Genomic DNA, 22,489 nt, shown 5'->3' with positions numbered 1-22,489 from the left:
GGAATAGCTACTTAACTTTAGCTCATATTGTTGAAAATATATTAGAGGTGGTTAACACTGACCTCATTATTATGCAGTTGATTGATATAAATCAGGTCAGTGTTTTTAATAGCTTAGCTTGGTTTCGTGCCGGCCAAATGACGAAGCGCGTCACGATCGGTAATTGAAATATATTTACCCTTTACAGCGATCATGTCCGCTTTTTGGAAACGACCTAGGAGTCGAGAAATAGTCTCTACAGTTAAGCCCAAGTAGTTTCCGATATCGCCTCGAGTCATGGTTAAACGAAATTCGCGCGGAGAAAAACCACGTTCTGAAAAACGTTGTGATAAGCCATAAATAAAAGCAGCTAAACGCTCTTCTGCATTCTTTTTACTAAGCAACAAAATCATTTCTTGATCAGCGACAATTTCGTTGCTCATTAAACGCATCATTTGCCGACGCAATTTGGGCATGCTTGCAGAAAGTTCATCCATGGTATCAAATGGTATTTCACAAACCATTGATGTTTCAAGGGCTTGAGCGAAACTGGGATGGACTTGATTATTAATGGCATCAAAACCTACTAAATCTCCCGCTAGATGAAAACCGGTGATTTGTTCGTCGCCTTGCTCGGTGATTGTATAAGACTTAATTGTGCCCGAGCGAATAGCATACAAGCTTTTCAATTTGTCACCAGCAGCAAAAATTTCTTCGCCTTTTTGAATTGGTTTTTTTCTTTCAATAATGCTGTCTAAGCGATCGAGCTCAGTTTCATTTAATGAAAACGGGATACACAATTGTGCAATACTACAATCTTGGCAATGGATCTCACATCCACCGGTTTGGATTCTTTGATTGGCTTTTGGGTTAATGCTCATACTCAAACTATGCTACTGGAGTTCGAGGCAATTCTACTCTTTCTGTAAGTCATTTTCTATAGTTATTGCTACAACAATGTAACAACTTGATATAGTCCTAAACTAAATACCATTAAGCCGGAACAAATCTGTAGATAGCGGTTGGCTAATATTCGAGTGAGTTTTTGGCCCAACATCACGGCGAGCAACATCACACTGAAGGTTCCTAAACCAAAACAGAACATCACAATCGCCCCATTAAACCAATTTGCCTGGCTAGCACTTAAAGTCAAATTGGAATAAACCAAACCACAAGGTAGCCATCCCCATAACATGCCCAAAGGTAAGCTGGCCAAAGGATGTTTAATCGCCATTACCTTACTCGCTGTTGGTTGAATTTTACCCCACAATCCCCGGCCTAAGGCTTCAATCGGCGAAAGTACAGAAAACCAACGGGTGAGATGGATCCCCAGTAGGATCAACATAATGGCAGCGAGCCATTGCAATAAGAAAAGTAACTGGAATGAAGAATGAACCAGACTTATAGCCTGAAAAGAACCAGCAACAAAGGCGCCTGCTATTGAATAACTTATAATTCGCCCAAAGTTAAAACCTAGGCTAAGCAAAAATTTTGAGCTATTGTCGCTCACTCGGCTACCGAGTATACAAGCGATACCACCACACATCGCAACACAGTGGCTTGCTCCAAGTAAGCCGGTAATAAAAGCAGCCAAGTAATCAGATTGCATCGTTGTCATGCTGTTTCTTGCTCTTGTCAGAGCTTTTTTCATCAAACAATATATTTACGCCCTGACGATCCAAATCTTCAAACTGCTCACTTTTAACCGCCCAAAAAAAAGCGCCGATCCCTGCTGCTATAAAAATTAAGGCGATAGGAATTAATACAAAAATGATAGACATTATTTATTTAGCCTTAAGGAGTTAGTTAAAACTGCCAGCGAAGATAAAGACATCCCAATAGCGGCCATGTATGGCGTCACCCAACCAGCGGCGGCTAAAGGCAAGATAAGAGCATTATATCCCAGCGCCCAAGCGAGGTTTTGAGTAATAATTGTTTTTGTTCGCTTGGCAAGGTCAATTGCCGTTAATAAAGTGCACAGCTTACTGCCCAGTAGAACTGCATCGGCACTAGATTTTGCAACATCCGTCCCCAAACCCATGGCAATCGATAGCGGTGACGCAGCTAACACGGGGCCATCATTCACGCCATCGCCCAACATCAGTAAGTGGGGATAATGCATACATTTTTGCTGCACCAATTTCAACTTATCTTGAGGCAGGGCACCGCTCATCACATCATCGATGGCAAGTTGCTCTGCTACAAACGCAACTTGTCCTGAGTCATCACCAGTTAACATGGTTAAGCTAATGCCTCGTTTACGAAGACCTTCTGAAAATAGTTTAGCATCTGCCTTTATTACGTCGGACAAATAAATGCGTGCCGCAAGCTGATTGTCACAGCACAAAACTAACTCTAACATTCCGGGTTGATGAATGGACCTTTGCTTGCAGAAAGACGCTTTGCCAAGCGTGAAATGGCGACCCTCAATGCTTCCTTCTAATCCCAAGCCTGTATGGTGTATAAGTTGAGTAGCATTCAAATCGTTGAAATGTGCAAAAGCTTGGGCAATTGGGTGAGAGCTTTGTCTTTCTAAAGCACCAGCGAAGTTCAACACCTGCAGTTTTGTAAAACTAGGCTCACAAATAACTTGAGAGATGGTTAAATTGCCTTCGGTCAGAGTCCCAGTTTTATCTGAGACGACGGTGGTCAGTTTGGCTAAAGTTTCTAATACGTGTCCTCGCTTGACCAATAGACCATTCTTTGACAACTGATGCGTCGCAGCAGTCAATGCGGCAGGGGTGGCTAACGATAAGGCGCAGGGGCAGGTTGCGACTAATACTGCAAGCGTGATCCAAAAGGCGTCTTGTGGCGAATAATAGTGCCAAAAAGTATAAGTTGCGGCCGCAATAAGTAATAAACCAAAAATAAAGTAACGTGCAACCTGATCTGCAATGGTCGCTATTTTAGGCTTTTCGCTTTGCGCCTGTTCTTGTAAGCGTAATATATTTGCGACAAAGGTATTCTGAGCCACTGCCCGAACCCTTAAGTGAACCGTTTGCTCGTGATTAATCGTGCCCGCATATACCCTATCATTTAAACGTCTGTTTACCGGTAAAGATTCTCCAGTAAGCGAAGACTCATCGAAATCACTTTCGCCAAAGCAAATATCACCATCAGCAGCGACCGCTTCGCCCGGCATGATCACAATACGCTCACCAACTTTTAATTGGCTTGCTGCGACTCTTTCTTGACTGCCATCATCGCGTAAACGCTGTGCTAACTTAGGGATCAACTTCAATAGATTGGAACTGGTTTCACTGGATTTTCGTCTCGCTCTAAGTTCCAGCAAACGACCTAATAATAAGAAGAATGTAAACATTGACACCGATTCAAAATAAACCTCTCCGGTTCCTTTCAAGGTGGCATAAAAAGAGGCGCTATACGCGCTTAGTAACGCAATGGAGACTGGAACATCCATATTCAGCGTCTTGGCTTTTAAACTGCGATAAGCACCAAAGTAAAATGGTTGAGCAGAAAAAAGCAATACCGGCGTTGCCATAATTAGGCTCACCCAACGAAAGTAATCCCGATACAGCAAATCCATTTCATCAAAAAAATCGCCATACAAGGCAATTGCAAACATCATCACCTGCATACTCGCAAGGCCCGCCACTCCGAGTTTAAGTAGATGACTGCGGTAAAGCTTACGGTCTATCTTTTCTTGTTCATCCGTTTGAAAGGGAGTGGCTTGATAACCAATATGCTGAACAGCATTTAACAACTGACTCAGTTTTACTTGTTGGTCGTCCCACAGCAACGTGGCGCGTTGCGTGGTAGAGTTCACATGAATTTTGTGAACCCCATCCATTTGTGATAACTGTTTCTCAATTAACCATGCACAAGCGGCACAACTAATACCTTCGATAGACAGCAATACTTCTTTATATTGTTCAGTATTTGCAACAAACTCTAATTGAACGTTCTCATCATCATATTCGAGCATCTTCATCAAGGCACTTGGCACCAGATCTTGCGCGCTGGGCGCTGCTGCTGTGCGATGTTTATAATAATCTTCTAAGCCACTATCGATGATGGTTTTAGCAACTGCGGCGCAACCCTGACAACACATTGGTTGTGGCTTGCCCAAAATCATTACATCTAGCTTAAAACCTTTAGGAATTAATTCATTACAATGAAAACAGTGACTCCCTTTATTGGCCATCAATCTCTTCTACCTTATACAGCGGTAGTTGTAGTTCTTCTTGTAAACGCCAGCTATCGTCCATTGGACTAACACTAATAAACCAGCGACTATCATCGGTTAAGTCATCCCCAAAACGATATAAGCCATTTGCATCTGCGGTCACAATATAGTTGCGATCGTACTTAGCTAAAGTCTTATGGGCTAAAGCTATTTTTAAAGGTTGGTTTTTAATCGTATCGGGTAGATCTATGTTCAGAATAAGACCTGAAGCAACTTGGCTTAATTTCGCTGTAATATTTAGTTCTTGTGCTCGGTGAAGCAAAGAAAGGTCAGCGTTAATGGCTTTACCTTTTTTATAATAAGACTCAACCACCAGGTCGTTGTTGCTTGTCAGTGCTAGATACAGAGTATAAAAACTCGCGACAACTGCACACATGGGAAGAGTAATCAAGAACCAAGGCCAAAACTGTTTGTACCATGCTTGTTGCATAAGGATAGGATTCCAGAAATAAGAGGGTTTAAATATAACAAAAAAAGCGACGCGAAAGCGTCGCCTTTAATAAGTTTTTAGTTTATTCAGTTTTAGAAAGCTGATAAACATAAGCAGAAATAAGCTGGATCTTATCTTCGCCTAGAATATCCTTCCATGCAGGCATCACACCGTTACGGCCATAACGTAGGGTTTGTTCAACCGCCCGTTTAGAACCGCCATATAACCAAATGCTATCCGTTAAATTCGGTGCACCGACCGCCTGACCACCAGTTCCATCAGCACCGTGACAAGCGGCACAAATAACGAACCGACTTTTACCATTCGCCGCATCAACGTCATTCACCTTACGTCCCGATAAGCTTAATACGTATGCAGTGACATCTCTGATACCATCGTCACCCAAAACGGCTTCCCAGGTTGGCATTTGCCCTTGGCGACCATTCATGATGGTTGTTTTAATGGTTTCACCACTACCACCATATAGCCAGTCATTATCGGTCAAATTGGGGAAACCCTTCCCGCCACGAGCCGAAGCACCATGACATTGAGAACAGTTTTGTAAGAATAAACGTTGTCCAATCTTAATCGCATCAGGATCGGTTGATAACTCTTCCACGCTGCGATACTCACCAGAATCGTTATATGCAACTTTGCGAAAAACTTCGCCAAAACGTTGGTCTGCTTTACCCATTTCATTGTGGTATTGGTTGGCAACCGTTCCATCATAAGCCGCTTCACGTTGTTGACCTTCAGCGATAGTTTTGATGTCTTTTTCGGCACTTTTCCAACCAAATAGGCCTTCCCAATTTCCTAAACCAGGGTAAAGCGCTAAGTAGCCCAATGAATAAATAATGGTTGCAAGAAATAGATAGGTCCACCATTTCGGAAGAGGGTTGTTTAATTCCTCAATTCCGTCAAAGCTGTGGCCCATTGATTCGCCTTCTTTAACCCCAGTATCATTTTTTGTGAAAGTCCTTAATAACCAATAGCATCCAGCGATACTACCTAGGGTTATTACCGTAATCCACACGCTCCAAAATGTTGTCATTTTTTCTGTGCTCCTTCAAAATCCTTTTCGAGCTTAGTTGCCGGTTCATCGGCAAACACTAAGTTAGCGGCCTCAGAAAAATCTTTATTCCGTTTTTTACTATAAGCCCAAGCAATAATGCCAAAGAAAATAGCCATCAAGAACGCAGTGTAAAGGCCACTGAATGTGCCAAAGTCCATAACTAACTCCTTATTTCAGTGCAGTACCTAACACTTGTAGATAAGCAATAAGTGCTTCGATTTCTGTTTTACCTTGAACCGCTGCTGCTGCGCCGTCGATATCGGCATCGGTATAGGGAACACCAAATTGGTTTCTAAATAGGCTTAATTTTTTACTGGTCAATGAGCTATCAACCATATTTTCAGCCAACCAAGGGAATCCCGGCATATTCGATTCTGGAACCACATCCCGCGGATTCATTAAGTGTACATGATGCCACTGGTCTGAATAACGTTGACCAACTCGTGCTAAATCAGGACCTGTCCGTTTAGAACCCCATAAAAAGGGATGTTCCCAAACACTTTCGCCAGCCACTGAGTAATGGCCATAACGTTCGGTCTCTGACCTAAATGGACGAATCATCTGACTATGACAGTTATTACAGCCTTCGCGAATATAGATATCGCGACCTTCCATTTGCAAAGCAGTGTAGGGCACTAAACCTTCAACTGGCTCGGTCGTTTCAGGTTGAAAGATTAACGGCGTAATTTGCACCAAACCACCAAAGCTGATGGCAATAACGATGAAAATAGCAAGTAGGCCTATATTTTTTTCGATTAACTCGTGCTTCATGTTATGCCTCCTATGCCTGCTCGATGGCTTCTAATGAGCCTTTCTCGGCGAAAATAGTCTTGTAGGCGTTATATGCCATAACCAACATGCCAGAAAGGAAGAATAGGCCACCAATAAAGCGGACAATATAGAATGGGTAAGACGCTTGCAGCGATTCAACGAAAGAATAAGTTAAGGTACCGTCTTCGTTGACTGCGCGCCACATTAGACCTTGCATAACACCAGAAATCCACATCGCAACGATGTACAAAACCACGCCAATGGTTGCTAACCAGAAATGCACGTTGATTAATTTAACGCTATGCATGCGACTTTGGCCAAACAACACAGGAATAAGGTGGTAAATACTGCCTATCGATACCATGGCCACCCAACCTAAAGCGCCGGAGTGAACATGACCAATGGTCCAGTCAGTGTAGTGAGATAAGGCGTTCACCGTTTTAATCGCCATCATCGGACCTTCAAAGGTGGACATACCATAGAAAGACAATGAAACAATAAGAAACCGTAAAATAGGGTCATAACGCAACTTATGCCAAGCACCCGACAAGGTCATAATACCGTTAATCATACCGCCCCAAGAGGGGGCAAATAGAATCAAAGACATAACCATACCAAGCGATTGCGCCCAATCAGGTAGCGCAGTGTAATGAAGATGGTGAGGGCCAGCCCAAATATAAATAGAGATTAATGCCCAAAAATGCACAATCGATAAACGATAACTATAAACCGGACGCCCAGCTTGTTTCGGTACGAAATAGTACATCATACCTAAGAAACCAGCGGTAAGTAAGAAGCCTACGGCATTGTGGCCATACCACCACTGCACCATGGCATCAACTGCACCCGCATAAACCGAATAGGACTTGGTCATCGTTAACGGTATGGCAGCATTATTAACGATGTGCAGCACCGCAACCGTGATAATAAAGGCACCAAAAAACCAGTTTGCCACATAAATGTGAGACGTTTTTCTCTTCACGATCGTGCCAAAAAACACGATGCCATATACCACCCATACCACAGCGATTGCGATATCGATAGGCCACTCAAGTTCGGCATACTCTTTAGAGGACGTTAAGCCCATCGGCAAGGTGATTGCGGCTGACAAAATAATAGCTTGCCACCCCCAAAATACGAAGGCGGCGAGGGAGCCGCCAAATAACCGGGTTTGACAGGTACGCTGTACCACATAAAAAGAACAGGCCATTAATGCACTGGTACCAAATGCAAAAATTACCGCATTGGTATGAAGTGGGCGGAGTCGGCTATAGGTTAGCCATGGGGTATCGAAATTTAGTGCGGGCCAAACTAATTGCGCTGCAATTAATACCCCAACACTCATTCCAACTATACCCCAAACAATGGTCATTACAGTGAATTGGCGTACAACCGTATAGTTGTAGTCCAATTCTGTGCTAGCTGCTTGGTTCATAAATAGATGCTTCCGTTGCTATTATTATTTGTTAAAGCGAGTTAAATGCGGGTGCATTAACAAAATGGAACGACATGCTAGTTTAACGAATGATTGCGCAGAGTCCTCAAACACCAACGCTAAACTAACCGCAAGATCATACTTGATCGATACAGCAAATAACAGATTGAAAAACTAGTTATTTGCATACCTAAGCCAAATTATTAACAATTTCTTTCCAATCCATGTACTCCATTGATCTAGATCAATATTTATTTTTGGCTTTAAACTCACATCTTAATGACATTAACTGCCAACGAGCATAGTCAGCTCTTAAGCTTATCGCCTCTGCCTTTGTGAATGAATTTTACCCGAATTCATGAAATGCAAAAATTATATACGCTGATAGATTTAACATGAAAGTACCTCATCTTGTTACTGTATTGTTGATTTGATGACTATAGTTAAATTCAACACTTAAGTAGATCCGAATTTTCAGGAAGGGACATATGATGGAAAACCGAGCGACGATTCTGATTGTCGACGATACCCCTGAGAACATTGATGTATTAGCCGGTATTTTACGTGACGAATATAAACTACAAGTCGCTAGGAATGGCGACATGGCCCTCAAAATTGCGGCAAAAGCGAACAAACCAGATTTAATCTTATTAGACATTATGATGCCGGGGATTGATGGCTATGAAGTCTGCCATCGCCTCAAACAAGATCTTACCACGCGCCACATTCCCGTTATTTTTGTGACGGCCAAAATTACTCCTGCCGATGAGCTAAGAGGCCTTGAATTAGGTGCTGTAGACTACATCACCAAACCAGTTAGCCCACCAGTGGTTAAACTAAGAGTAAAAACTCAATTAGCACTGTTTAACCAAAACCGAGAGTTAGACAGAAAGGTAAAATTGCAGACGAGGGTTATTCATGATACCCGTTTACAAATAATTCAACGTTTAGGGCGAGCCGCAGAATATAAAGATAATGAAACCGGTATGCATGTAATACGGATGAGTTATTACGCTAAGATCCTAGCCCTAGCCGCTGGGATGAGCGAAGCGGACGCAGATATGCTCATGAACGCAGCGCCAATGCATGATATAGGTAAAATTGGGATACCAGATAAAATATTACAAAAACCGGGGAAATTAGACTCAGAAGAGTGGGCTATTATGAAAAGCCATGTCTATATTGGCGCCGAGATTCTTGGCAACAACGATAACCCAGAACTAATCGAACTTGCCAGAACCATTGTTCTAAGTCACCATGAAAAATGGGATGGTAGTGGCTATCCTCATGGGCTCACAACAGACTCCATCCCAATTGTTGGCAGGATCGTCGCAATTGCTGACGTATTTGACGCTTTAACATCTGCTCGCCCGTATAAGGAAGCCTGGCCTGTAGCCAAAGCCTTTGATTTACTTGAACGAGAATCCGGTAAGCACTTCGACCCTAAACTTGTCCCCTTATTTATCGCAGCAACCGATAAAATTCTAGAAGTGAAAGAAAAATTTAAGGAATCACCAGTGCATCAGCCTGAAAGCAAACAACAAGCTGACGTGCTTGCGTAAGGGTCGAAGGGAGGCAAGTTAAACTATGTGAGGCAATAACCAAAAGAGTAGGGGACAAAGCAGGATCACTCGGTCCCGAAGAATAAGGCTTAAAACTCTTTAGGCGCAAACCCCGTGACTTCTTTTACTCCCATTTCACGGCCAAGCGTTGTCATAGGGTGAACAACCACTAAACCCTTCACCGACTTCTTAAGCTTGCCCATATCTGCTTGTTCAGTCTTGGTGAGTACACGACTGTAGGGTAGGCCTTTTATTTCCCCCCCTTTTTTACTCAACTGCTGAGTGTGCTGGCCTTTCACACTTTTCAAGCGTTTATTTAAAACTTCAATGGTGTGATTAAATTGCTGAATCATCACCTTATCTCCGCGCTCATGAGCGGCATTAAGTTTTCGCTTAGCTGAATCCAATTTATTGCTAATTTCTTGGATTTCTTTCTTTAAATTCATTACTGATCTCAATACAAATAAAATAGAACGTAAGACACATAGAGTTATTAGTGGTGCATTATAACAGTTCTAGTCGTTACCATTGTAAAAACATTTGTTTTTAAATCTACCAATGTTTAGACCCTGCATTGCCGATAATGCTATTTATCGGCAATTGCCATTTCATTGATTTTTAAGTAAAATCATTAATTTCTTCGAGACCGCTTATGCTAGAACTACCACCCGCCTTACCTTTATTTGATTCAGTTCATCATCTAGAAGATGGCAATGCTGAAGTGAACCTCTATTTAGCCAACATCACCATGAATGCGGTAAATGACGCGGCTTATGTTTATGAATTTGCTGTTGAGTGGTTGTTGGAGCAGCGTTTTAGCGAAAACAATTACAAAACCTACCGTAGTGAACTCACGACTTTTTTGCATTGGGCTTACAGCGTTGAACAAATCTCGGTAGGAGAAATCAAGCGCCGTAGCTTATCTAAATACATCGATTACTGTTGTAATCCGCCAAAGTATTTGGTGGCTTATCGTAATGTTGCGCAATTTGTACTCGACAAAGAACTAAAATTACGTCGTCCAAACCCAGCATGGCGACCGTTTCTAGGTAAAAAAAAGGACGGTGTCGAACAAAGCTATACTATTAGTGACAAAGCACTAAAAACAAAGCTGGCGATATTATCGTCATTTTATAGTTATCTGATTAACGAAGAATACAGCGAAATAAACCCAGCAATGATGCTGATGAAAAATGGCCGTTTTCGTTCCAGTAGCCAACACCTTGTTAGCCATGAAGATCAAGAAGATATTAAGTCCTTCAGCGACTTGCAGTGGTCTTATGTCATGAGTAGCGCAAAACAACTCGCCAAGATGAATCCATCAGAGAATGAACGTTTATTGTTTTTAGTTAGCCTTATTTACGGCTGTTATTTGCGAATATCGGAAGCTGCAGCGCGACCAGGATTTTCACCTGTCATGGGACAATTTCGCCGAGATAAAAAAACTGGAGTCTGGGGTTTTTTCATTCCTCGCAGCAAAGGTGGCAAAAAAAGAACCGTCGCAGTTTCTAAGCAACTACTTGCAGCGCTTAAACGATATCGCTTATTTCTTGGTTTAACGCCATTACCAGCGCCGAGCGAAGATACACCTTTATTTGTTCGCCACCGAGCGCCAGGTAGAGGTCGCCAAAGTGGACTACTCAATGCGAACCTTGGGATAAGACAGTTGCGCGAACAAATATATATCGTGATCGAGCACGCCGCAGAGATAGCCGAAAAAGATGGCTTTACTCAAGATGCTTTAGAAATGCGCCAACTTACACCACACAGTATTCGTCATACGGGGATTTCTCACGATATTAATTTAGTAGGCCGACCATTGGCGCATGTGCAAGCCGACGCAGGCCACGATAGTATCGAAACAACTTCTCAATATCTTCATGTCTCCCGAGTAGAGCGTCACCAATCTGCAGAACATAAGCCTTTGGATCATTTAGCTGAAAACTGAGAATAACCACACTAGACTCATAAATCGTGTCAGATTACAAACCTACGCCATTAAGGCGCATAATGTATATTAAATGTAACCATCTAAATACACTGCCAAGCCTTACTACAAAAGGGCTAGAGCTACTTCAAATTGTTTCGCACCATGCGAATAAAAATTTCTAAAGTGTTGTTCAAAAACAACACTTTACTATCTAAGCGACTAATTTCTTCAAAATACTTTTTGTGCGCTCATTCTTTGCCTTCTCAAGCAAGATAGATAAGACCACTAGTTCTGCATCCATCTCCAAATCATCGGCAATTCTGAATGCCATTTCTTCAGACATAGAAGCGCCATTTCTAAGCTTAGATACAGCTTGCTGTGTAATGCCTAGATATTTAGCGAGTTTATAGTCGCTAGGTATATCACGGCGGGCTTTTAGCCCATCTAAAAGTTCAACTGTTGTAATCATTTGGTACCCCCTGAACACAGTGTAGTACTGTTTATTTGTACAAACAACGCACACCGCGTCGGTTGTGTAACCCCATTGTGGTTGTGTATTCTTTATCTCGTTGTTAGTCGCCCCGCTCGATGTACCCCTAATACGGATGAGCGGGGCGGCGTCTGACTAAAGTCAGGGCAACCAGACAACTAATGACTTGGAGTAATCAAAATGAATGCACCACTACACGAAATCACCATACCAGTTAGCAACGCAATGTCGGCGATTAGTATCGAATTAGCGTTGCTGGATGCAGCCAGAACAAAAATAGCCACAGCCTATGTGCTCAGAGGGACTAAGCACCACGCGTCAGAGTTGGCGCGAGTAGCAGATTTGCGCACTGCGTACCTAGCAGCCAAAAAGGCCGGAAATACTCTCATATGGGCGGGGTGCTTCTAATGACTACCCAACTAATTGACCCTATCCCAAAAATAGACCGCAAATGGATTGGCTTAACACCATTTGAAGCAGCAAAGCAACGCACTCCTGAAAAGAAAATTAGGGGGATTAAATGCTGTGCTGCTCTGCGTCAAATATTAGCGGGTGAACGCGAAGCACCGGATTACAATAAAACTGTATTAGGTGCCTGAGAGTGACGCTCCCAAATTCAGTCCCACCTTATGTGCGCGATATCCATTGCGCGCCTGATGATAAAAAGTGGGTGATCCAGAAATTAGCGGGGCTTCCCGCTAACGTGGCTTATAAGCTAGCCAACGAATACAACTTTCGCTACAACCAAGCCCCAAAAAAACGCAGTTATGCGCGTAAGAATGGGCCGCACTATACAAGTCCAGCTCGTAACGCAAACTTATTTCTACGTGAAGCCGTTGCCACATTGGAACCAATGTTAAGCGGTTTACTTATTCCCATCGCCGTACTTAAGCGTGAGCACTCAACCGAAAAATATATTGAAGCCAAGCACCGCTTTTTGTTTGAGCATTCCGTTGGCCTGTTAGAACGCGCCGGTGATTTAGAAGAATACAGCGAACAGCTTAAACATGTGCTGTCAGGTTTAGTCGATTACATGCGAGAAAATGACTTAGCTTTCGCAGTGCCAGGATGTTTAAGTGATCTCGAAGATTGCGCCGATGAATTCCTTGAATCACAGATTTTGCGACTACGCTGCGTTGAGCATTTGAAGCGCAAAGCGCAAGCCTATCGAAACCGCACACTAGAGCATATTGCCATTGCTGCAGGAATGGTAAAAAAAGGTGCTCAGCCTTACATCTCTGAAAACTCATTGCGTCAATGGAAGCATAAGAAACACGCCAATTTAGCGTGGCTGAAAGCGATGGTTGCCGAAAATACGGTGACCGGACAGCAGATTGATTTAAAAGAGTTGGTCGATAAAAGCAGCGCTAACCCTGAACACCGCCGAATTGAACTGATGGTCCGCTTGCGTGGCTTTGAAGAGTTGGCCGAAGAGCTAGGCCATAAGGCGTATTTTTTAACATGGACAGCGCCGAGTGCCTTTCACCGTAGCTCAAAAAAATGGAACGGGGCAGACCCGCGACAAACGCAAAGCTATTTAGTCGCTCAGTGGGCAAAGCTACGCGCAGCGCTGCATCGCGCCAATATCAATTGGTTTGGCTTTCGGGTGACCGAACCGCACCACGATGCCACCCCGCACTGGCATTTGTTGGTCTTTGTTGCCCCCAAGCAAGTAAAACCGATGCTTGCGAGATTCAAGCATTATGCGCTTGAGCACGACGCAAGCGAAAAGGGCGCAAAGCAGCACCGATTCAAAATTGATTTTATCGACCCCGCCAAGGGTAGCGCTACAGGCTACTTGGCAAAATACATTGCTAAAAACATTAACGCCAATCACATGGACGGAGAAAAAGACCATGAAACAAACACTGACAGCGCTAGCGGTGCAATTCGCGCTCAAGCATGGGCTAGCTGGCACAAAATACGCCAATTTCAACAGTTCGGCGGCGCTCCGGTCACGCTGTGGCGAGAGCTGCGCAGGATGGGCAGCGACCCAAGTCACGACAAGCTAATCGAGCCAGCACGACAAGCAGCAGATAAAAGCCGATGGGCTGAGTTTTGTAAAACAGCCCAAAGTTTAGCGATTGTTTATGAATGTACAGGCACCAACGAATACAACGAACCCACTAAACGCCCAAGGGGCGTAGTAGGCGCAACAGTCACCGAAGTCACTCGCTTAACGCAGTGGGCGATTAAGTGCGCTCGCTCTGCTTTGAAAAAAGGCGATAGCCGCCCTTGGAGCACTGTCTCTAACTGTACGCAAGCATTAATCGAGCAGGTTAATGATCACCTAAAAAGCTGTTTGGGGATTGATGATAGTCACTCAACAGCGGTTCTACTTCACGGCGGCCAAGTCGCCATTACGCCCCACAAGTCGATTCGTCTTCGCGGCAATCAGCTTATCGAAATGAGAAGGTAAAAAATGGAAAAACTAATGCAATTTATGTTCGAAGAGATGGCCAAACAAAACAAAACCACGCGGGCTGATATTCGTATGGGGATAGAAAAAGCCAGTGACAGCGGCGAGTGTAATCAAGGCGTGATTGATGCGCTGAAAGGTCTAGAAGGAGCGGTTAAGTGTCAAATGGCATTCACTGAGAATTGTGTAGAGCAATTTGCAAGGGGATTAGCGGAGCAAAACCATGATTAAACAAATAGACCGCGATTTTGAAGCGTTGAAAGTTTGCATTGCTCAAGCCGAAGCAAACCGAAACCCGACCAAAATAAAATCATTGGCCGGGGCTGTCGCGACCCAAAGTTTAAAGACGCTCGAGTCGTTACGTAACGTAGCGTTAGATTTGGACGCCAGAGTATCTGCATTGGAGGGCGCACAAAATGGCAATTACTAATCCCACGTTAGGTGAGGTTGATTGCGCTTGGTGCGGCAGTGAATCGCCCGTTCGCAAAAACAAAAACGGCAAGCTTTACGTGATATGCCCCAATTGCGGCCAACAGCCGTTGAACCTGCCCGGCGGGCAAGAGCAGATATTAACCCGCGCTCGAATGTATGGCGCGGCCAATGACCCTGCACCACAAGAAACCCCGTTACCGAAAGCCGCTAATGATGGCATCACAGAAGAACCCGCTCCCGCTAAAAAGCGGGGCATGTTCTCATTTTTGGATGATTAAGCATGGATAAATTAATTATTACCGACCAGCCCGACCTGCCACAAGATTTAGCCGTCATCGCCGATGAACAACAGCAGCTTGTCGAGCATGGTAGCTTGAGCGCCGCCAATGATGACAGTTACGCTGAGGACTTGGAATTTGGCGGTGAAGAGTTGGCCGAATTCGCCTCCATTGGCATTATGGCTATCAGTGAATTCATGAAAGGCAAACGGGGTGACCATTGGGAAGTCAAAGAAAAACCATTAGCCCGATTTGAGCTAAAGCTTGCTCGTTATCTTTCAACAACCAGCATGGCCGATTTGCCGCCGGGGCTTGCGGTCACTTTAAGCGGTGTGGCTCTATTTGCGCCTGCGCTCATCACTGAAGTGGTCACCGCCACACAAGCCAGCAATGAAGCAATGGAGCATGAAGGGGGCGAACATGACACAAGCGCAGCCGCTTAGCCGCACCGATGAAACATTAGATTGCTTTCACCATGCCATTATTGGCTATACCGGAAGCGGTAAAACCAGTTTTATTAAGCGCCACCCGTTCTACACCGAAAGACCGCGCGTTTTAGCATGGGATCCAGAAGAAAGTTATAAGGGCTTGCGCACCTATACCACGATTAAAGGCTTTTTAGCGGCGGTTCGCGAAGCGGGCTATAACGACATTCGCGCCCGTTTGGTGATGGAGCCAACGACCGAAAATTTCGAAGCATTTTGCGAAATCGTGTGGCGCGTGGCGCATCAGGCTAAACCGATGCTGGTGATTGCCGAAGAGCTTAGCGATGTTTGTTCGCCGGGGAAAGCCTCGCGCTTTTGGGGCCAGATATTACGCAAGGGCCGCAAATATGCGATTGCGGCCTTTAGTGTCAGCCAGCGACCACAAGAAATCGACAAAACCTGCTTTAGCCAAAGCGTGTTCAAGTGGTGCGGCGTTCTTGGCAGTATGGCCGATTATAAATACATGGCAAACGTGATTAATGTTCCCGTTGAAGAGCTGCAAAAGCTGCAAGAATTACAGTTCTATATTCGTAAAGGGGCCAAGTGTCCCAAGCCCGGTGAAATCGTCTTTAACCACTAAAATTAGCCACTAAAAATCAAGGTTGCCCGTTACGTTACGGGCGGCCTTTTTTTTCATCCAAAAACGTTGCATAAAGCCTCTCGAACAACTTCTAAACGTCAAATAAAAGGCCAGAGGGCAGCAACATGACAAAAGCACAATTGATGAAATTTTTAATCCCCGCCGTGGTGTATGTCGCGCTGAATAAAATCAGTAGCGCTTCGCCACAAATCCGCCGAATCGTTCAATAGGAGAATAGCCATGCGTTCTACTGATTCTCTCGGATTCGTATCTAATGTTCAGCCGGGAACCACCGCAACGGTTCGTATTCCAGTGGGTAAAACCATTGAGCGTTTACACCTTGATTTAACCAACTTAGCGCCAGCAGATTTAAGCAATATTCGCTTAGAGCTGAATACTGATTTAGTGCTTGAATACAAAGACGGGGCGCAAATGGAATCGCTCAATGTGGCTTACTTTGTGCGAAACAAAGAAAGCAATCGCCTTACCTTTGATTTCAAGCAAGACGATATTTTAAAAACGGTTGAAGAAGGTCGTTTCTTTGCCTTAGGCACCCAAGGTTTAACCACCGTGCAACTTAAAATGGACATTGCATCAAGCGTCACCGACCCTCGAATCGAAGTCTTTGCGGAAACGGTGGTCGGTACGTTGCCGGGCTGGATGCTGCAAAACAAGCGGCTTCATACCAGCTCAAGTGTGGCAGGCACCTTTGAAATCGACTCCTTTCAAATTCCTGCGGGCGCAATGATTGCCCGCTTGCATATTTACAAGCCTGAGGGCGATATCAGCAAGGCAACATTTGAGATTGATCGCGTCAAACTCTTTGAAGCGCCGAAGCGGATTCAAAACGGTATTTTGCGAGATTATGGCCGCGCCCCTCAAGACAACCATTTCACCATTGATTGGGTGCTCGATGGCGATATGTTCCACGGCGTCAAAATGTCAAAAGCAATTCAAGACATGCGCTTAAAGCTAGAGCTAGATTCACCCGGTCAGGTCATTGTCAATATTGAGTACATGGCACCTTACGGCGCTATCTAAGGGGACGTTATGGTACAGGCAGTAACAGCAACAGCAATCGGGCCTGTCACCGCCAGCACTGGCGGCGGCCCTGAATGGCTGGAAACAGTTGACCAAGGTTTGCAAACCGCTTTAAGCGCTTGGATGGGCTATGAGCAAATTCAAAAAACAAAGAATGCCGTCGGCATTGGTCAGCTTGAACTCGCAAAAACTCAAACGCTTGAAAATGGCGCAGCGATGCCCGTTGACACCAAACCCTTATCACCCGGCCAACAGCAAAGCCAAGCGGTATTAGATAAAGCCGCGCAAGCCTTAGGTATGACGGGCAAAGGTTTGTTGATGCTTGGCGGGTGCTTGGGTGTGCTTTGGTACATCAACCGCTAAGGGGGCTGGAATGTTAGGAGCAATGACCAGCCTCACCGGAGGCGGCGGCCTGAGCGCAAGCTCTAGCGCTGCCGCCACCAATGGCGATTTCCAAGGCGGCAATACCGGATTTTATGGCGGCGCGATTAACTTTGCGCCCAGCGCTGGCAGTACGGGCGGCATCAGTACCCCGATGTTAATCGTGATTGGTTTGGTGGCCCTTTATGCGCTTCGTAAACGTTAGCTTTGAAGAAGCCGCGCCCTATTTAGCGCAAGCGATGGGTGATGATGCGAAAGCGATTGAAGCGCAAGTCAAAAACGGCGAGGCCGATTGCTACAAAGCAGGCCAAGCCTATTTTTTGATGCGCGTGGAAACGCTATTCAATGGCGTAAAAGAACTGGTTCTCGTCGCGATTGCCGGGCGAAACGTGGCTGAATTACGTCACGATTTGGTCACCATTGCTAAAGCCGTTGGCGCTGGATCTATTCGCTGGCATACCACAAGCAAACTGGCCGCCAAAGAGCGCTATTTTATGCGCTTCTTTGCCGACCTAGAGCCGCAGTTAACCGAAAAAGTATATAAAGTTAGGGTGAATTATGGGGAGTAAATCCAGCTCATCACAAGCGAGTAACAGCACCAATACCAGCTTGAGCCAAGCCATACAGGGAAATAATGAAGGCGTGGTTTTATCTGGCGATGGGAACGTCTTGGAAATGACGACCACCGATATGGGCGCGATGAATGCCGCGAAAGAGATTACAGAGCAGGGCGTTAGCATGGTCGGTGATTTAGCGTCATCGGTCACCGAAAACAATCGACTTGCACTGCAAGAATCCGGTGACTTAGCACGCGATATGCTGTCAACCACGGTTGGCGCGGTCGATGCGGCCATGAGTGATAACACCAGCTTAGCCAATAACGCCATCAATCAGGCAGGTTCCGTGTTTGGCAGTGCAGGAAATCTATTGTCCGATATGGGGCAAGTGATCTCAAATGCTGCGCTTGATAATCATCTACTTGCATCAACCAGTATCAACGCACAAAGCGACCTTGCAACCAAGGCGCTAACTGAAAATAGCGACTTAGCATTTTCAGCGATGGACTTAAGCCGTCAGAACTTAACCGAAGGCTCAAACCTTGTTTATGAGCTGGCGAAAATGAACGACACCACGCAAAGCGACAATCAAAAATACTTTTATGATTCGCTCGCCAATGCCAGCAAGCAAGCCTATCAATTTGCCGATAACGCAAGCCGTAGCGATGGGCAACAACTTGCCATCGAATCCAATAAAACCATTCAATACACCGTTTTGGCCGTGGTCGTGGGCGCAGTGTTGATTGCATTAAAAAAGGCTAAAAAATGATTGTAACCATTAGCTTAAAAGCAGACTTACCGGAAACCGTCTCACGAACGGGCCGTTACTTAAATCTTCTGATTGCTGCGGGTGAAATTCGAGTGCGTGCAATGGGGAATGGTTCGGAGAATTTCGACTCAAACCTATACAAAGGCTGCGCACCAACCTTAAGCGCGGCTTTCGAAATCTTCGAATTTACCAGCCCCGTTGACCAAGAAATTAAGGTTTGGATCTCGAAACATCCAATGACAACCCAAAGCTCAGAAATGCGCAGCGTTGGGAGCGAGAATATCAGCTCAAACCAAGCGCAGGCGTTTTATGGTGCGCCTCAACTTATCGCGCAAGCGGAGCCCGGTCGAAGCACAGTGTTAATTCAACCATGGAACGATGTAATTTTTATTGGCGGTTCGAATGTTTCCAGCGCCAACGGCTTTAAAGTCGCGGCGGGCGAGCCTGTAAAAATTAGCACACAAGGCGCGGTGTATGCAGTCACGGACAACCCAATTTATAAGCGTTTTTTGGTGCCGACTGCGGGCGAAATGAGCCTTCAAAAATCTATTCCGATTGGTGCGACTAACAATTCGTCCCATCCTCAGCCGCAAGTCAATTTCATTGGTAGCAAGCTTTATAAAAAGGATGACAACATGCTTGAGTCGTCCGATTTCGGTGAAACTTGGGTTGATACGGGCGTCAAAGCGCGCCGAACTGTGGCGCAGACCTATTCAGGCTTGGCTGCTAATGATTTTTCAAGCGTAACCTTCATGGAAGAAGGCCAAGCGCATAAAACTTTTGCGCTTGGTGATATTGGTGGTACATCGATAGCGGTCGGCGCAAGCAATCGACGCGCTCAGCTGATGGTCATGACAGATTTTAGTGCTAATTTTACGGATTACCGAGCAAGTTACTTCGACAGCGATGCGTGGCATCCCGTTTTAATCGATGGAGAACACGCGACAGTCAGTGCAATCATTCACTATTTGGATGGCTTTTTGGTGTTCGTGAATGACGGGACACAGGCAAAACTGTATTACGTCGAAGACGGTGTTAGCGAGCTACAAGCAACGCTCGCGCATCCCATCAAAACCTATGATTTTGTCTCTGCTACTTCAGACGGGCGCATCTACTATCACGCGAAATATGGTGATTATCAATTTCGATGTCACGAGCTTAAAAAAGAGTCGGGGAGTTGGACGAGTGTATCGCTACACGCATCCAACACTTACAACAATGAAATCTTAAGTCAGCACTTATGTACCAAGGGCGAGTCGGTCGCTTATTACGCACGCGCTGAGCAAAAGTTAAAACTAAAAGTTGATGCAAGTAGCCCTTGGATAATTGTTGACAGTGGCATTAACGCCCCTTGGCCTGTGGCTCTAGGAGAGGGCTTGATTGCGGGCAATTCGTTTTATTCGGGCGGTCTTGAGCCAAGCGGCGGCACAAAAATCAACGTACTGAGAGAGGTCAACTAATGCAAAAAGCGCTATTAGTCACTGTCCCGCTCGGTCTTTTGCTGTGGCTTTATTCAAGCAAAACCGCTGTGCCAGGATTAAGCGAATTACCGCGCGGCATTCGCAACAACAACCCCGGTAATCTTGAATTTAACGACCGGGTGAAATGGCAAGGTCAAATAGGCAGCGATGGCCGCTTTATTATTTTTGATACCCCCGCGAATGGCCTTCGAGCACTGGGTAGAACCTTGCTCACCTATCGCTCACGCGATGGCGTCGAGGGCTACGGTTCGGCGGGTGTTGATACTATCACCGAAGTCATTAACCGCTACGCACCGTCAAGTGAAAACAATACAGGGAGTTATATCAATCATGTTTCTAGTCAACTTAATGTATCGCCTGATACCGCCTTGGAGTATTCCGATTATCCAAATTTAATGGCGGCCATTATCAAACACGAAAACGGCCAGCAGCCCTACAGCATGGCGGAGTTAAATCAAGGTTGGAGGGCGGCGGCATGAAAATCACCAAGCAGCATATGTTTGTCGCATCGGTTGCCCTAATTGGGGGCTATCTGCTTTACAGCAAAGCGAAAGATGCAGCCCAAGCGGTTAACCCCATGAGCGACCAGAACTTAGCTTACCAAGGCACCAAGGGTTTGGTGGATGAAATAGGGGGCGAGGGCGCGTTTAACACCGTGGCCGACCATATTTTCGGGGGCTTGGATCTAATCAATCCTTGGGCGCCTGAGTATCGCAAAAACTACGCTAAAAAAGTCTATGGATTGGAGTGAACAACAGATGAATAAGTTAAAAAACGCATTACAAACAAAACGCTTTTGGTTTGGGATTGGTGCCGTGGGAACCGCTATCGCCACCGGGCAAGTGAACCAAAGTACCGTCGGCGCAGTGGTTGACCTTTTCAGTATCTTTACGGGGGCTTAATGGGCGAAATGTTAGCGCAACTGCAAGCCGTTGGTGTTGATGGCAGTACCGCTGTTCTCGCGTGGTTTTGCTGGATAATGATGCAGCGCGACAAGATAAACAGCGAAGTGTTACGCCAGTTAACCAAGGCAGTGGCCGAGCTACGGGAGCGGATTAATGCTCATACCTGAAAACGGCAACTACGGCGTCACCGTCAACACGCCGCAACCCGTAGAAGTCCGCCTAGAAATCGGCAACAAAACACAATTTGTATTAGGTGCAGCGCTAATTTTGCTCGCTGCATGGATAAAGAAAAAAGGAAAATAATATGTCAATTCGTACCCGCAAAAAACGCCGTTCAACGGCTAAGAAATCAGTTGGCAAATCAGCAGGCACCAAGGGCAAAGGGCGCTTAAAGAAAGGCTATAAATACGTGAAGGGCGGTCGCATCGTTAAAGTGAAATAATGATGCTCGGACAACAAAAGGCGCTTAACTGCGCCTTTTTTGTTACTTGAGATTTCTCACATTTGCTTCCGCTATTGTTTTTTGTGGGGTATAGTCAAAACACTCAATAATGATTTGGTGAAACATGCGTAAAATAGCTCTATTTATCAGCAGGCTAGGTTGTTTCATGAAGTATGTATTCATGAAGTTTAAAGTTGTAATACTTATGCCTTTGTTGATGTGTGTGCATTATTTGATAATTTCTTCATCGTGCGTGGAATATCTCCCATGCTGGAGTGATAAGCTGGTTAATGAAACTATTGCGTTGGTATTAAATGTGCTGGGAACGGGGATAGTGGTCCATTCTATAAGTTCCAACTTGGGAACAATTCGTCCTAGCTGGGCTAGCGATATTTTGAAGGAATTCAATGCGCAATTGGCAAAATTAATGGGTAGGGGAAATAATATAAATATAAGTGCTACGTTTGGGGGTTATCGTTCACAGGCTTATGAACCCGAAATCTCAATAACGGAAAAGGATCCCACAACCGTGGCCGAACTTCACGCTTATGTTCAAAAAGAAATAAAAGAATTAAAAAATGAAGCAGCTGTTTTTAAAGGTATCGTTGATGAAAAAATAACTAAGTTATCAACAACGTTGAATGATAGTTTAGATATAACGAAAAATGATATTCAGACCACTAAAAAGCAGCTATCGGAAGTTGCCGTGGGCGGGGCTGAGACTCAGTTGTTAGGTGTTCTTTTGCTCATATATGGCTCAGTTGTAAGTTACTTTGCATAGTCTCTGTTTTAAGGTGTTGCATGGCTAGAACGTTTAAGTTTGGTGAAACCAAAATGAATTAC

Annotated in this window: 34 protein-coding genes; 23 read left to right on the top strand and 11 right to left on the bottom strand. The window is 45.0% G+C overall.

Annotated elements, in window-relative coordinates; translation table 11 throughout:
* Positions 1–113: 113 nt before the first annotated feature.
* The 9 genes from ACRRSW_RS11600 to ccoN form a co-directional block, all read right to left on the bottom strand.
* A complete protein-coding gene (locus ACRRSW_RS11600; RefSeq protein ID WP_432453086.1) occupies positions 114–860 on the bottom strand; it encodes an FNR family transcription factor in 747 nt (248 codons plus the stop codon).
* 68 nt (positions 861–928) lie between these two features.
* Entirely contained in the window at positions 929–1,597 is a 669-nt protein-coding gene (locus ACRRSW_RS11595; RefSeq protein ID WP_432453087.1) for a sulfite exporter TauE/SafE family protein, read from the bottom strand.
* Positions 1,578–1,760, bottom strand: a complete 183-nt coding sequence (ccoS, locus tag ACRRSW_RS11590) for a cbb3-type cytochrome oxidase assembly protein CcoS (RefSeq protein WP_432453089.1) — start codon at positions 1,758–1,760, stop codon at positions 1,578–1,580. The genes ACRRSW_RS11595 and ccoS overlap by 20 nt, the downstream gene beginning before the upstream one ends.
* Positions 1,760–4,144, bottom strand: coding sequence for a heavy metal translocating P-type ATPase (locus ACRRSW_RS11585; RefSeq protein WP_432453090.1), 2,385 nt, complete (start codon positions 4,142–4,144; stop codon positions 1,760–1,762). Before ACRRSW_RS11585 ends, ccoS begins: the two co-directional genes overlap by 1 nt.
* Entirely contained in the window at positions 4,134–4,616 is a 483-nt protein-coding gene (locus ACRRSW_RS11580) for a FixH family protein (protein ID WP_432453092.1), read from the bottom strand. The genes ACRRSW_RS11585 and ACRRSW_RS11580 overlap by 11 nt, the downstream gene beginning before the upstream one ends.
* An 82-nt stretch (positions 4,617–4,698) precedes the next feature.
* On the bottom strand, positions 4,699–5,667 hold the full coding sequence (gene ccoP, locus ACRRSW_RS11575) for a cytochrome-c oxidase, cbb3-type subunit III (RefSeq protein ID WP_432453094.1): 969 nt from the start codon (positions 5,665–5,667) through the stop codon (positions 4,699–4,701).
* Positions 5,664–5,846, bottom strand: a complete 183-nt coding sequence (locus ACRRSW_RS11570) for a cbb3-type cytochrome oxidase subunit 3 (RefSeq protein WP_432453095.1) — start codon at positions 5,844–5,846, stop codon at positions 5,664–5,666. The genes ccoP and ACRRSW_RS11570 overlap by 4 nt, the downstream gene beginning before the upstream one ends.
* A gap of 10 nt (positions 5,847–5,856) precedes the next feature.
* On the bottom strand, positions 5,857–6,459 hold the full coding sequence (gene ccoO / locus ACRRSW_RS11565) for a cytochrome-c oxidase, cbb3-type subunit II (RefSeq protein WP_432453096.1): 603 nt from the start codon (positions 6,457–6,459) through the stop codon (positions 5,857–5,859).
* A 10-nt stretch (positions 6,460–6,469) separates the two neighbouring features.
* Complete coding sequence (ccoN, locus tag ACRRSW_RS11560) at positions 6,470–7,894, bottom strand: cytochrome-c oxidase, cbb3-type subunit I (protein WP_432453097.1); 1,425 nt, start codon at positions 7,892–7,894, stop codon at positions 6,470–6,472.
* A gap of 491 nt (positions 7,895–8,385) precedes the next feature.
* Here ccoN and ACRRSW_RS11555 point away from each other — a divergent pair, with 491 nt between their 5' ends.
* Positions 8,386–9,456, top strand: a complete 1,071-nt coding sequence (locus ACRRSW_RS11555) for an HD-GYP domain-containing protein (RefSeq protein WP_432461114.1) — start codon at positions 8,386–8,388, stop codon at positions 9,454–9,456.
* Between the two features lie 89 nt (positions 9,457–9,545).
* On the opposite strand, the gene ACRRSW_RS11550 is transcribed toward ACRRSW_RS11555, so the two are convergent.
* Complete coding sequence (locus tag ACRRSW_RS11550) at positions 9,546–9,902, bottom strand: YibL family ribosome-associated protein (protein WP_432453099.1); 357 nt, start codon at positions 9,900–9,902, stop codon at positions 9,546–9,548.
* 206 nt (positions 9,903–10,108) lie between these two features.
* Here ACRRSW_RS11550 and ACRRSW_RS11545 point away from each other — a divergent pair, with 206 nt between their 5' ends.
* On the top strand, positions 10,109–11,404 hold the full coding sequence (locus ACRRSW_RS11545) for a tyrosine-type recombinase/integrase (protein WP_432453100.1): 1,296 nt from the start codon (positions 10,109–10,111) through the stop codon (positions 11,402–11,404).
* A 193-nt stretch (positions 11,405–11,597) separates the two neighbouring features.
* On the opposite strand, the gene ACRRSW_RS11540 is transcribed toward ACRRSW_RS11545, so the two are convergent.
* Positions 11,598–11,855 carry a helix-turn-helix domain-containing protein gene (locus ACRRSW_RS11540; protein WP_432459417.1) on the bottom strand — a complete coding sequence of 86 codons (258 nt, stop codon included), beginning with the start codon at positions 11,853–11,855 and terminating at the stop codon, positions 11,598–11,600.
* Positions 11,856–12,056: 201 nt separating this feature from the next.
* Between ACRRSW_RS11540 and ACRRSW_RS11535 the strand changes: the two genes are divergently transcribed.
* From ACRRSW_RS11535 to ACRRSW_RS11435, 21 genes are all read left to right on the top strand, one after another.
* Complete coding sequence (locus ACRRSW_RS11535) at positions 12,057–12,284, top strand: hypothetical protein (RefSeq protein WP_432459416.1); 228 nt, start codon at positions 12,057–12,059, stop codon at positions 12,282–12,284.
* Complete coding sequence (locus ACRRSW_RS11530) at positions 12,284–12,475, top strand: hypothetical protein (protein ID WP_432459415.1); 192 nt, start codon at positions 12,284–12,286, stop codon at positions 12,473–12,475. The genes ACRRSW_RS11535 and ACRRSW_RS11530 overlap by 1 nt, the downstream gene beginning before the upstream one ends.
* A gap of 2 nt (positions 12,476–12,477) precedes the next feature.
* On the top strand, positions 12,478–14,295 hold the full coding sequence (locus ACRRSW_RS11525) for a replication endonuclease (RefSeq protein ID WP_432459414.1): 1,818 nt from the start codon (positions 12,478–12,480) through the stop codon (positions 14,293–14,295).
* 15 nt (positions 14,296–14,310) lie between these two features.
* The gene (locus tag ACRRSW_RS11520) at positions 14,311–14,526 is read left to right on the top strand and encodes a hypothetical protein (protein ID WP_432459413.1); all 216 of its coding nucleotides are present in this window, start codon (positions 14,311–14,313) and stop codon (positions 14,524–14,526) included.
* Positions 14,519–14,725 (top strand): hypothetical protein, encoded by a 207-nt coding sequence (locus tag ACRRSW_RS11515; protein ID WP_432459412.1) that lies wholly within the window; start codon positions 14,519–14,521, stop codon positions 14,723–14,725. The genes ACRRSW_RS11520 and ACRRSW_RS11515 overlap by 8 nt, the downstream gene beginning before the upstream one ends.
* The gene (locus ACRRSW_RS11510) at positions 14,712–15,005 is read left to right on the top strand and encodes a hypothetical protein (protein WP_432459411.1); all 294 of its coding nucleotides are present in this window, start codon (positions 14,712–14,714) and stop codon (positions 15,003–15,005) included. Before ACRRSW_RS11515 ends, ACRRSW_RS11510 begins: the two co-directional genes overlap by 14 nt.
* A 2-nt stretch (positions 15,006–15,007) precedes the next feature.
* Positions 15,008–15,448: a hypothetical protein gene (locus ACRRSW_RS11505; RefSeq protein WP_432459409.1), complete on the top strand. Its 441-nt coding sequence runs from the start codon at positions 15,008–15,010 to the stop codon at positions 15,446–15,448.
* Positions 15,426–16,070, top strand: a complete 645-nt coding sequence (locus ACRRSW_RS11500) for a hypothetical protein (RefSeq protein WP_432459408.1) — start codon at positions 15,426–15,428, stop codon at positions 16,068–16,070. The genes ACRRSW_RS11505 and ACRRSW_RS11500 overlap by 23 nt, the downstream gene beginning before the upstream one ends.
* Before the next feature lie 240 nt (positions 16,071–16,310).
* Positions 16,311–17,111, top strand: coding sequence for a major capsid protein P2 (locus ACRRSW_RS11495; protein ID WP_432459407.1), 801 nt, complete (start codon positions 16,311–16,313; stop codon positions 17,109–17,111).
* A 9-nt stretch (positions 17,112–17,120) separates the two neighbouring features.
* The gene (locus tag ACRRSW_RS11490) at positions 17,121–17,474 is read left to right on the top strand and encodes a hypothetical protein (protein ID WP_432459406.1); all 354 of its coding nucleotides are present in this window, start codon (positions 17,121–17,123) and stop codon (positions 17,472–17,474) included.
* Between the two features lie 10 nt (positions 17,475–17,484).
* Positions 17,485–17,697: a hypothetical protein gene (locus ACRRSW_RS11485; protein ID WP_432459405.1), complete on the top strand. Its 213-nt coding sequence runs from the start codon at positions 17,485–17,487 to the stop codon at positions 17,695–17,697.
* The gene (locus ACRRSW_RS11480; RefSeq protein ID WP_432459404.1) at positions 17,678–18,061 is read left to right on the top strand and encodes a hypothetical protein; all 384 of its coding nucleotides are present in this window, start codon (positions 17,678–17,680) and stop codon (positions 18,059–18,061) included. Before ACRRSW_RS11485 ends, ACRRSW_RS11480 begins: the two co-directional genes overlap by 20 nt.
* A complete protein-coding gene (locus tag ACRRSW_RS11475) occupies positions 18,051–18,818 on the top strand; it encodes a hypothetical protein (protein WP_432459403.1) in 768 nt (255 codons plus the stop codon). The genes ACRRSW_RS11480 and ACRRSW_RS11475 overlap by 11 nt, the downstream gene beginning before the upstream one ends.
* The gene (locus ACRRSW_RS11470) at positions 18,815–20,278 is read left to right on the top strand and encodes a hypothetical protein (protein ID WP_432459402.1); all 1,464 of its coding nucleotides are present in this window, start codon (positions 18,815–18,817) and stop codon (positions 20,276–20,278) included. Before ACRRSW_RS11475 ends, ACRRSW_RS11470 begins: the two co-directional genes overlap by 4 nt.
* The gene (locus tag ACRRSW_RS11465; RefSeq protein WP_432459401.1) at positions 20,278–20,778 is read left to right on the top strand and encodes a virion protein; all 501 of its coding nucleotides are present in this window, start codon (positions 20,278–20,280) and stop codon (positions 20,776–20,778) included. Before ACRRSW_RS11470 ends, ACRRSW_RS11465 begins: the two co-directional genes overlap by 1 nt.
* Positions 20,775–21,050, top strand: a complete 276-nt coding sequence (locus ACRRSW_RS11460; protein WP_432459400.1) for a hypothetical protein — start codon at positions 20,775–20,777, stop codon at positions 21,048–21,050. The genes ACRRSW_RS11465 and ACRRSW_RS11460 overlap by 4 nt, the downstream gene beginning before the upstream one ends.
* A 7-nt stretch (positions 21,051–21,057) precedes the next feature.
* Positions 21,058–21,201 (top strand): hypothetical protein, encoded by a 144-nt coding sequence (locus ACRRSW_RS11455; protein WP_432459399.1) that lies wholly within the window; start codon positions 21,058–21,060, stop codon positions 21,199–21,201.
* On the top strand, positions 21,201–21,371 hold the full coding sequence (locus tag ACRRSW_RS11450) for a hypothetical protein (RefSeq protein WP_432459398.1): 171 nt from the start codon (positions 21,201–21,203) through the stop codon (positions 21,369–21,371). The genes ACRRSW_RS11455 and ACRRSW_RS11450 overlap by 1 nt, the downstream gene beginning before the upstream one ends.
* Positions 21,358–21,507, top strand: coding sequence for a hypothetical protein (locus ACRRSW_RS11445; protein WP_432459397.1), 150 nt, complete (start codon positions 21,358–21,360; stop codon positions 21,505–21,507). The genes ACRRSW_RS11450 and ACRRSW_RS11445 overlap by 14 nt, the downstream gene beginning before the upstream one ends.
* A 1-nt stretch (position 21,508) precedes the next feature.
* Positions 21,509–21,646, top strand: a complete 138-nt coding sequence (locus ACRRSW_RS11440) for a hypothetical protein (protein WP_432459396.1) — start codon at positions 21,509–21,511, stop codon at positions 21,644–21,646.
* A 181-nt stretch (positions 21,647–21,827) separates the two neighbouring features.
* Complete coding sequence (locus tag ACRRSW_RS11435) at positions 21,828–22,427, top strand: hypothetical protein (protein ID WP_432459394.1); 600 nt, start codon at positions 21,828–21,830, stop codon at positions 22,425–22,427.
* Positions 22,428–22,489 lie beyond the last annotated feature (62 nt).

Origin of the sequence: Agarivorans sp. QJM3NY_25 (assembly GCF_050870875.2) — a bacterium.
Lineage (GTDB): Bacteria > Pseudomonadota > Gammaproteobacteria > Enterobacterales > Celerinatantimonadaceae > Agarivorans.
This window is presented reverse-complemented; position numbering and strand designations above follow the sequence as displayed.

Bases quoted from the DNA above. Each gene is read 5' to 3' on its own strand.
- ACRRSW_RS11600 (WP_432453086.1), bottom strand. From the start codon at position 860: ATGAGCATTAACCCAAAAGCCAATCAAAGAATCCAAACCGGTGGATGT.
- ACRRSW_RS11595 (WP_432453087.1), bottom strand. From the start codon at position 1,597: ATGACAACGATGCAATCTGATTACTTGGCTGCTTTTATTACCGGCTTA.
- ccoS (WP_432453089.1), bottom strand. From the start codon at position 1,760: ATGTCTATCATTTTTGTATTAATTCCTATCGCCTTAATTTTTATAGCA.
- ACRRSW_RS11585 (WP_432453090.1), bottom strand. From the start codon at position 4,144: ATGGCCAATAAAGGGAGTCACTGTTTTCATTGTAATGAATTAATTCCT.
- ACRRSW_RS11580 (WP_432453092.1), bottom strand. From the start codon at position 4,616: ATGCAACAAGCATGGTACAAACAGTTTTGGCCTTGGTTCTTGATTACT.
- ccoP (WP_432453094.1), bottom strand. From the start codon at position 5,667: ATGACAACATTTTGGAGCGTGTGGATTACGGTAATAACCCTAGGTAGT.
- ACRRSW_RS11570 (WP_432453095.1), bottom strand. From the start codon at position 5,846: ATGGACTTTGGCACATTCAGTGGCCTTTACACTGCGTTCTTGATGGCT.
- ccoO (WP_432453096.1), bottom strand. From the start codon at position 6,459: ATGAAGCACGAGTTAATCGAAAAAAATATAGGCCTACTTGCTATTTTC.
- ccoN (WP_432453097.1), bottom strand. From the start codon at position 7,894: ATGAACCAAGCAGCTAGCACAGAATTGGACTACAACTATACGGTTGTA.
- ACRRSW_RS11555 (WP_432461114.1), top strand. From the start codon at position 8,386: ATGGAAAACCGAGCGACGATTCTGATTGTCGACGATACCCCTGAGAAC.
- ACRRSW_RS11550 (WP_432453099.1), bottom strand. From the start codon at position 9,902: ATGAATTTAAAGAAAGAAATCCAAGAAATTAGCAATAAATTGGATTCA.
- ACRRSW_RS11545 (WP_432453100.1), top strand. From the start codon at position 10,109: ATGCTAGAACTACCACCCGCCTTACCTTTATTTGATTCAGTTCATCAT.
- ACRRSW_RS11540 (WP_432459417.1), bottom strand. From the start codon at position 11,855: ATGATTACAACAGTTGAACTTTTAGATGGGCTAAAAGCCCGCCGTGAT.
- ACRRSW_RS11535 (WP_432459416.1), top strand. From the start codon at position 12,057: ATGAATGCACCACTACACGAAATCACCATACCAGTTAGCAACGCAATG.
- ACRRSW_RS11530 (WP_432459415.1), top strand. From the start codon at position 12,284: ATGACTACCCAACTAATTGACCCTATCCCAAAAATAGACCGCAAATGG.
- ACRRSW_RS11520 (WP_432459413.1), top strand. From the start codon at position 14,311: ATGCAATTTATGTTCGAAGAGATGGCCAAACAAAACAAAACCACGCGG.
- ACRRSW_RS11515 (WP_432459412.1), top strand. From the start codon at position 14,519: ATGATTAAACAAATAGACCGCGATTTTGAAGCGTTGAAAGTTTGCATT.
- ACRRSW_RS11510 (WP_432459411.1), top strand. From the start codon at position 14,712: ATGGCAATTACTAATCCCACGTTAGGTGAGGTTGATTGCGCTTGGTGC.
- ACRRSW_RS11505 (WP_432459409.1), top strand. From the start codon at position 15,008: ATGGATAAATTAATTATTACCGACCAGCCCGACCTGCCACAAGATTTA.
- ACRRSW_RS11500 (WP_432459408.1), top strand. From the start codon at position 15,426: ATGACACAAGCGCAGCCGCTTAGCCGCACCGATGAAACATTAGATTGC.
- ACRRSW_RS11495 (WP_432459407.1), top strand. From the start codon at position 16,311: ATGCGTTCTACTGATTCTCTCGGATTCGTATCTAATGTTCAGCCGGGA.
- ACRRSW_RS11490 (WP_432459406.1), top strand. From the start codon at position 17,121: ATGGTACAGGCAGTAACAGCAACAGCAATCGGGCCTGTCACCGCCAGC.
- ACRRSW_RS11485 (WP_432459405.1), top strand. From the start codon at position 17,485: ATGTTAGGAGCAATGACCAGCCTCACCGGAGGCGGCGGCCTGAGCGCA.
- ACRRSW_RS11480 (WP_432459404.1), top strand. From the start codon at position 17,678: ATGCGCTTCGTAAACGTTAGCTTTGAAGAAGCCGCGCCCTATTTAGCG.
- ACRRSW_RS11475 (WP_432459403.1), top strand. From the start codon at position 18,051: ATGGGGAGTAAATCCAGCTCATCACAAGCGAGTAACAGCACCAATACC.
- ACRRSW_RS11470 (WP_432459402.1), top strand. From the start codon at position 18,815: ATGATTGTAACCATTAGCTTAAAAGCAGACTTACCGGAAACCGTCTCA.
- ACRRSW_RS11465 (WP_432459401.1), top strand. From the start codon at position 20,278: ATGCAAAAAGCGCTATTAGTCACTGTCCCGCTCGGTCTTTTGCTGTGG.
- ACRRSW_RS11460 (WP_432459400.1), top strand. From the start codon at position 20,775: ATGAAAATCACCAAGCAGCATATGTTTGTCGCATCGGTTGCCCTAATT.
- ACRRSW_RS11455 (WP_432459399.1), top strand. From the start codon at position 21,058: ATGAATAAGTTAAAAAACGCATTACAAACAAAACGCTTTTGGTTTGGG.
- ACRRSW_RS11450 (WP_432459398.1), top strand. From the start codon at position 21,201: ATGGGCGAAATGTTAGCGCAACTGCAAGCCGTTGGTGTTGATGGCAGT.
- ACRRSW_RS11445 (WP_432459397.1), top strand. From the start codon at position 21,358: ATGCTCATACCTGAAAACGGCAACTACGGCGTCACCGTCAACACGCCG.
- ACRRSW_RS11440 (WP_432459396.1), top strand. From the start codon at position 21,509: ATGTCAATTCGTACCCGCAAAAAACGCCGTTCAACGGCTAAGAAATCA.
- ACRRSW_RS11435 (WP_432459394.1), top strand. From the start codon at position 21,828: ATGAAGTTTAAAGTTGTAATACTTATGCCTTTGTTGATGTGTGTGCAT.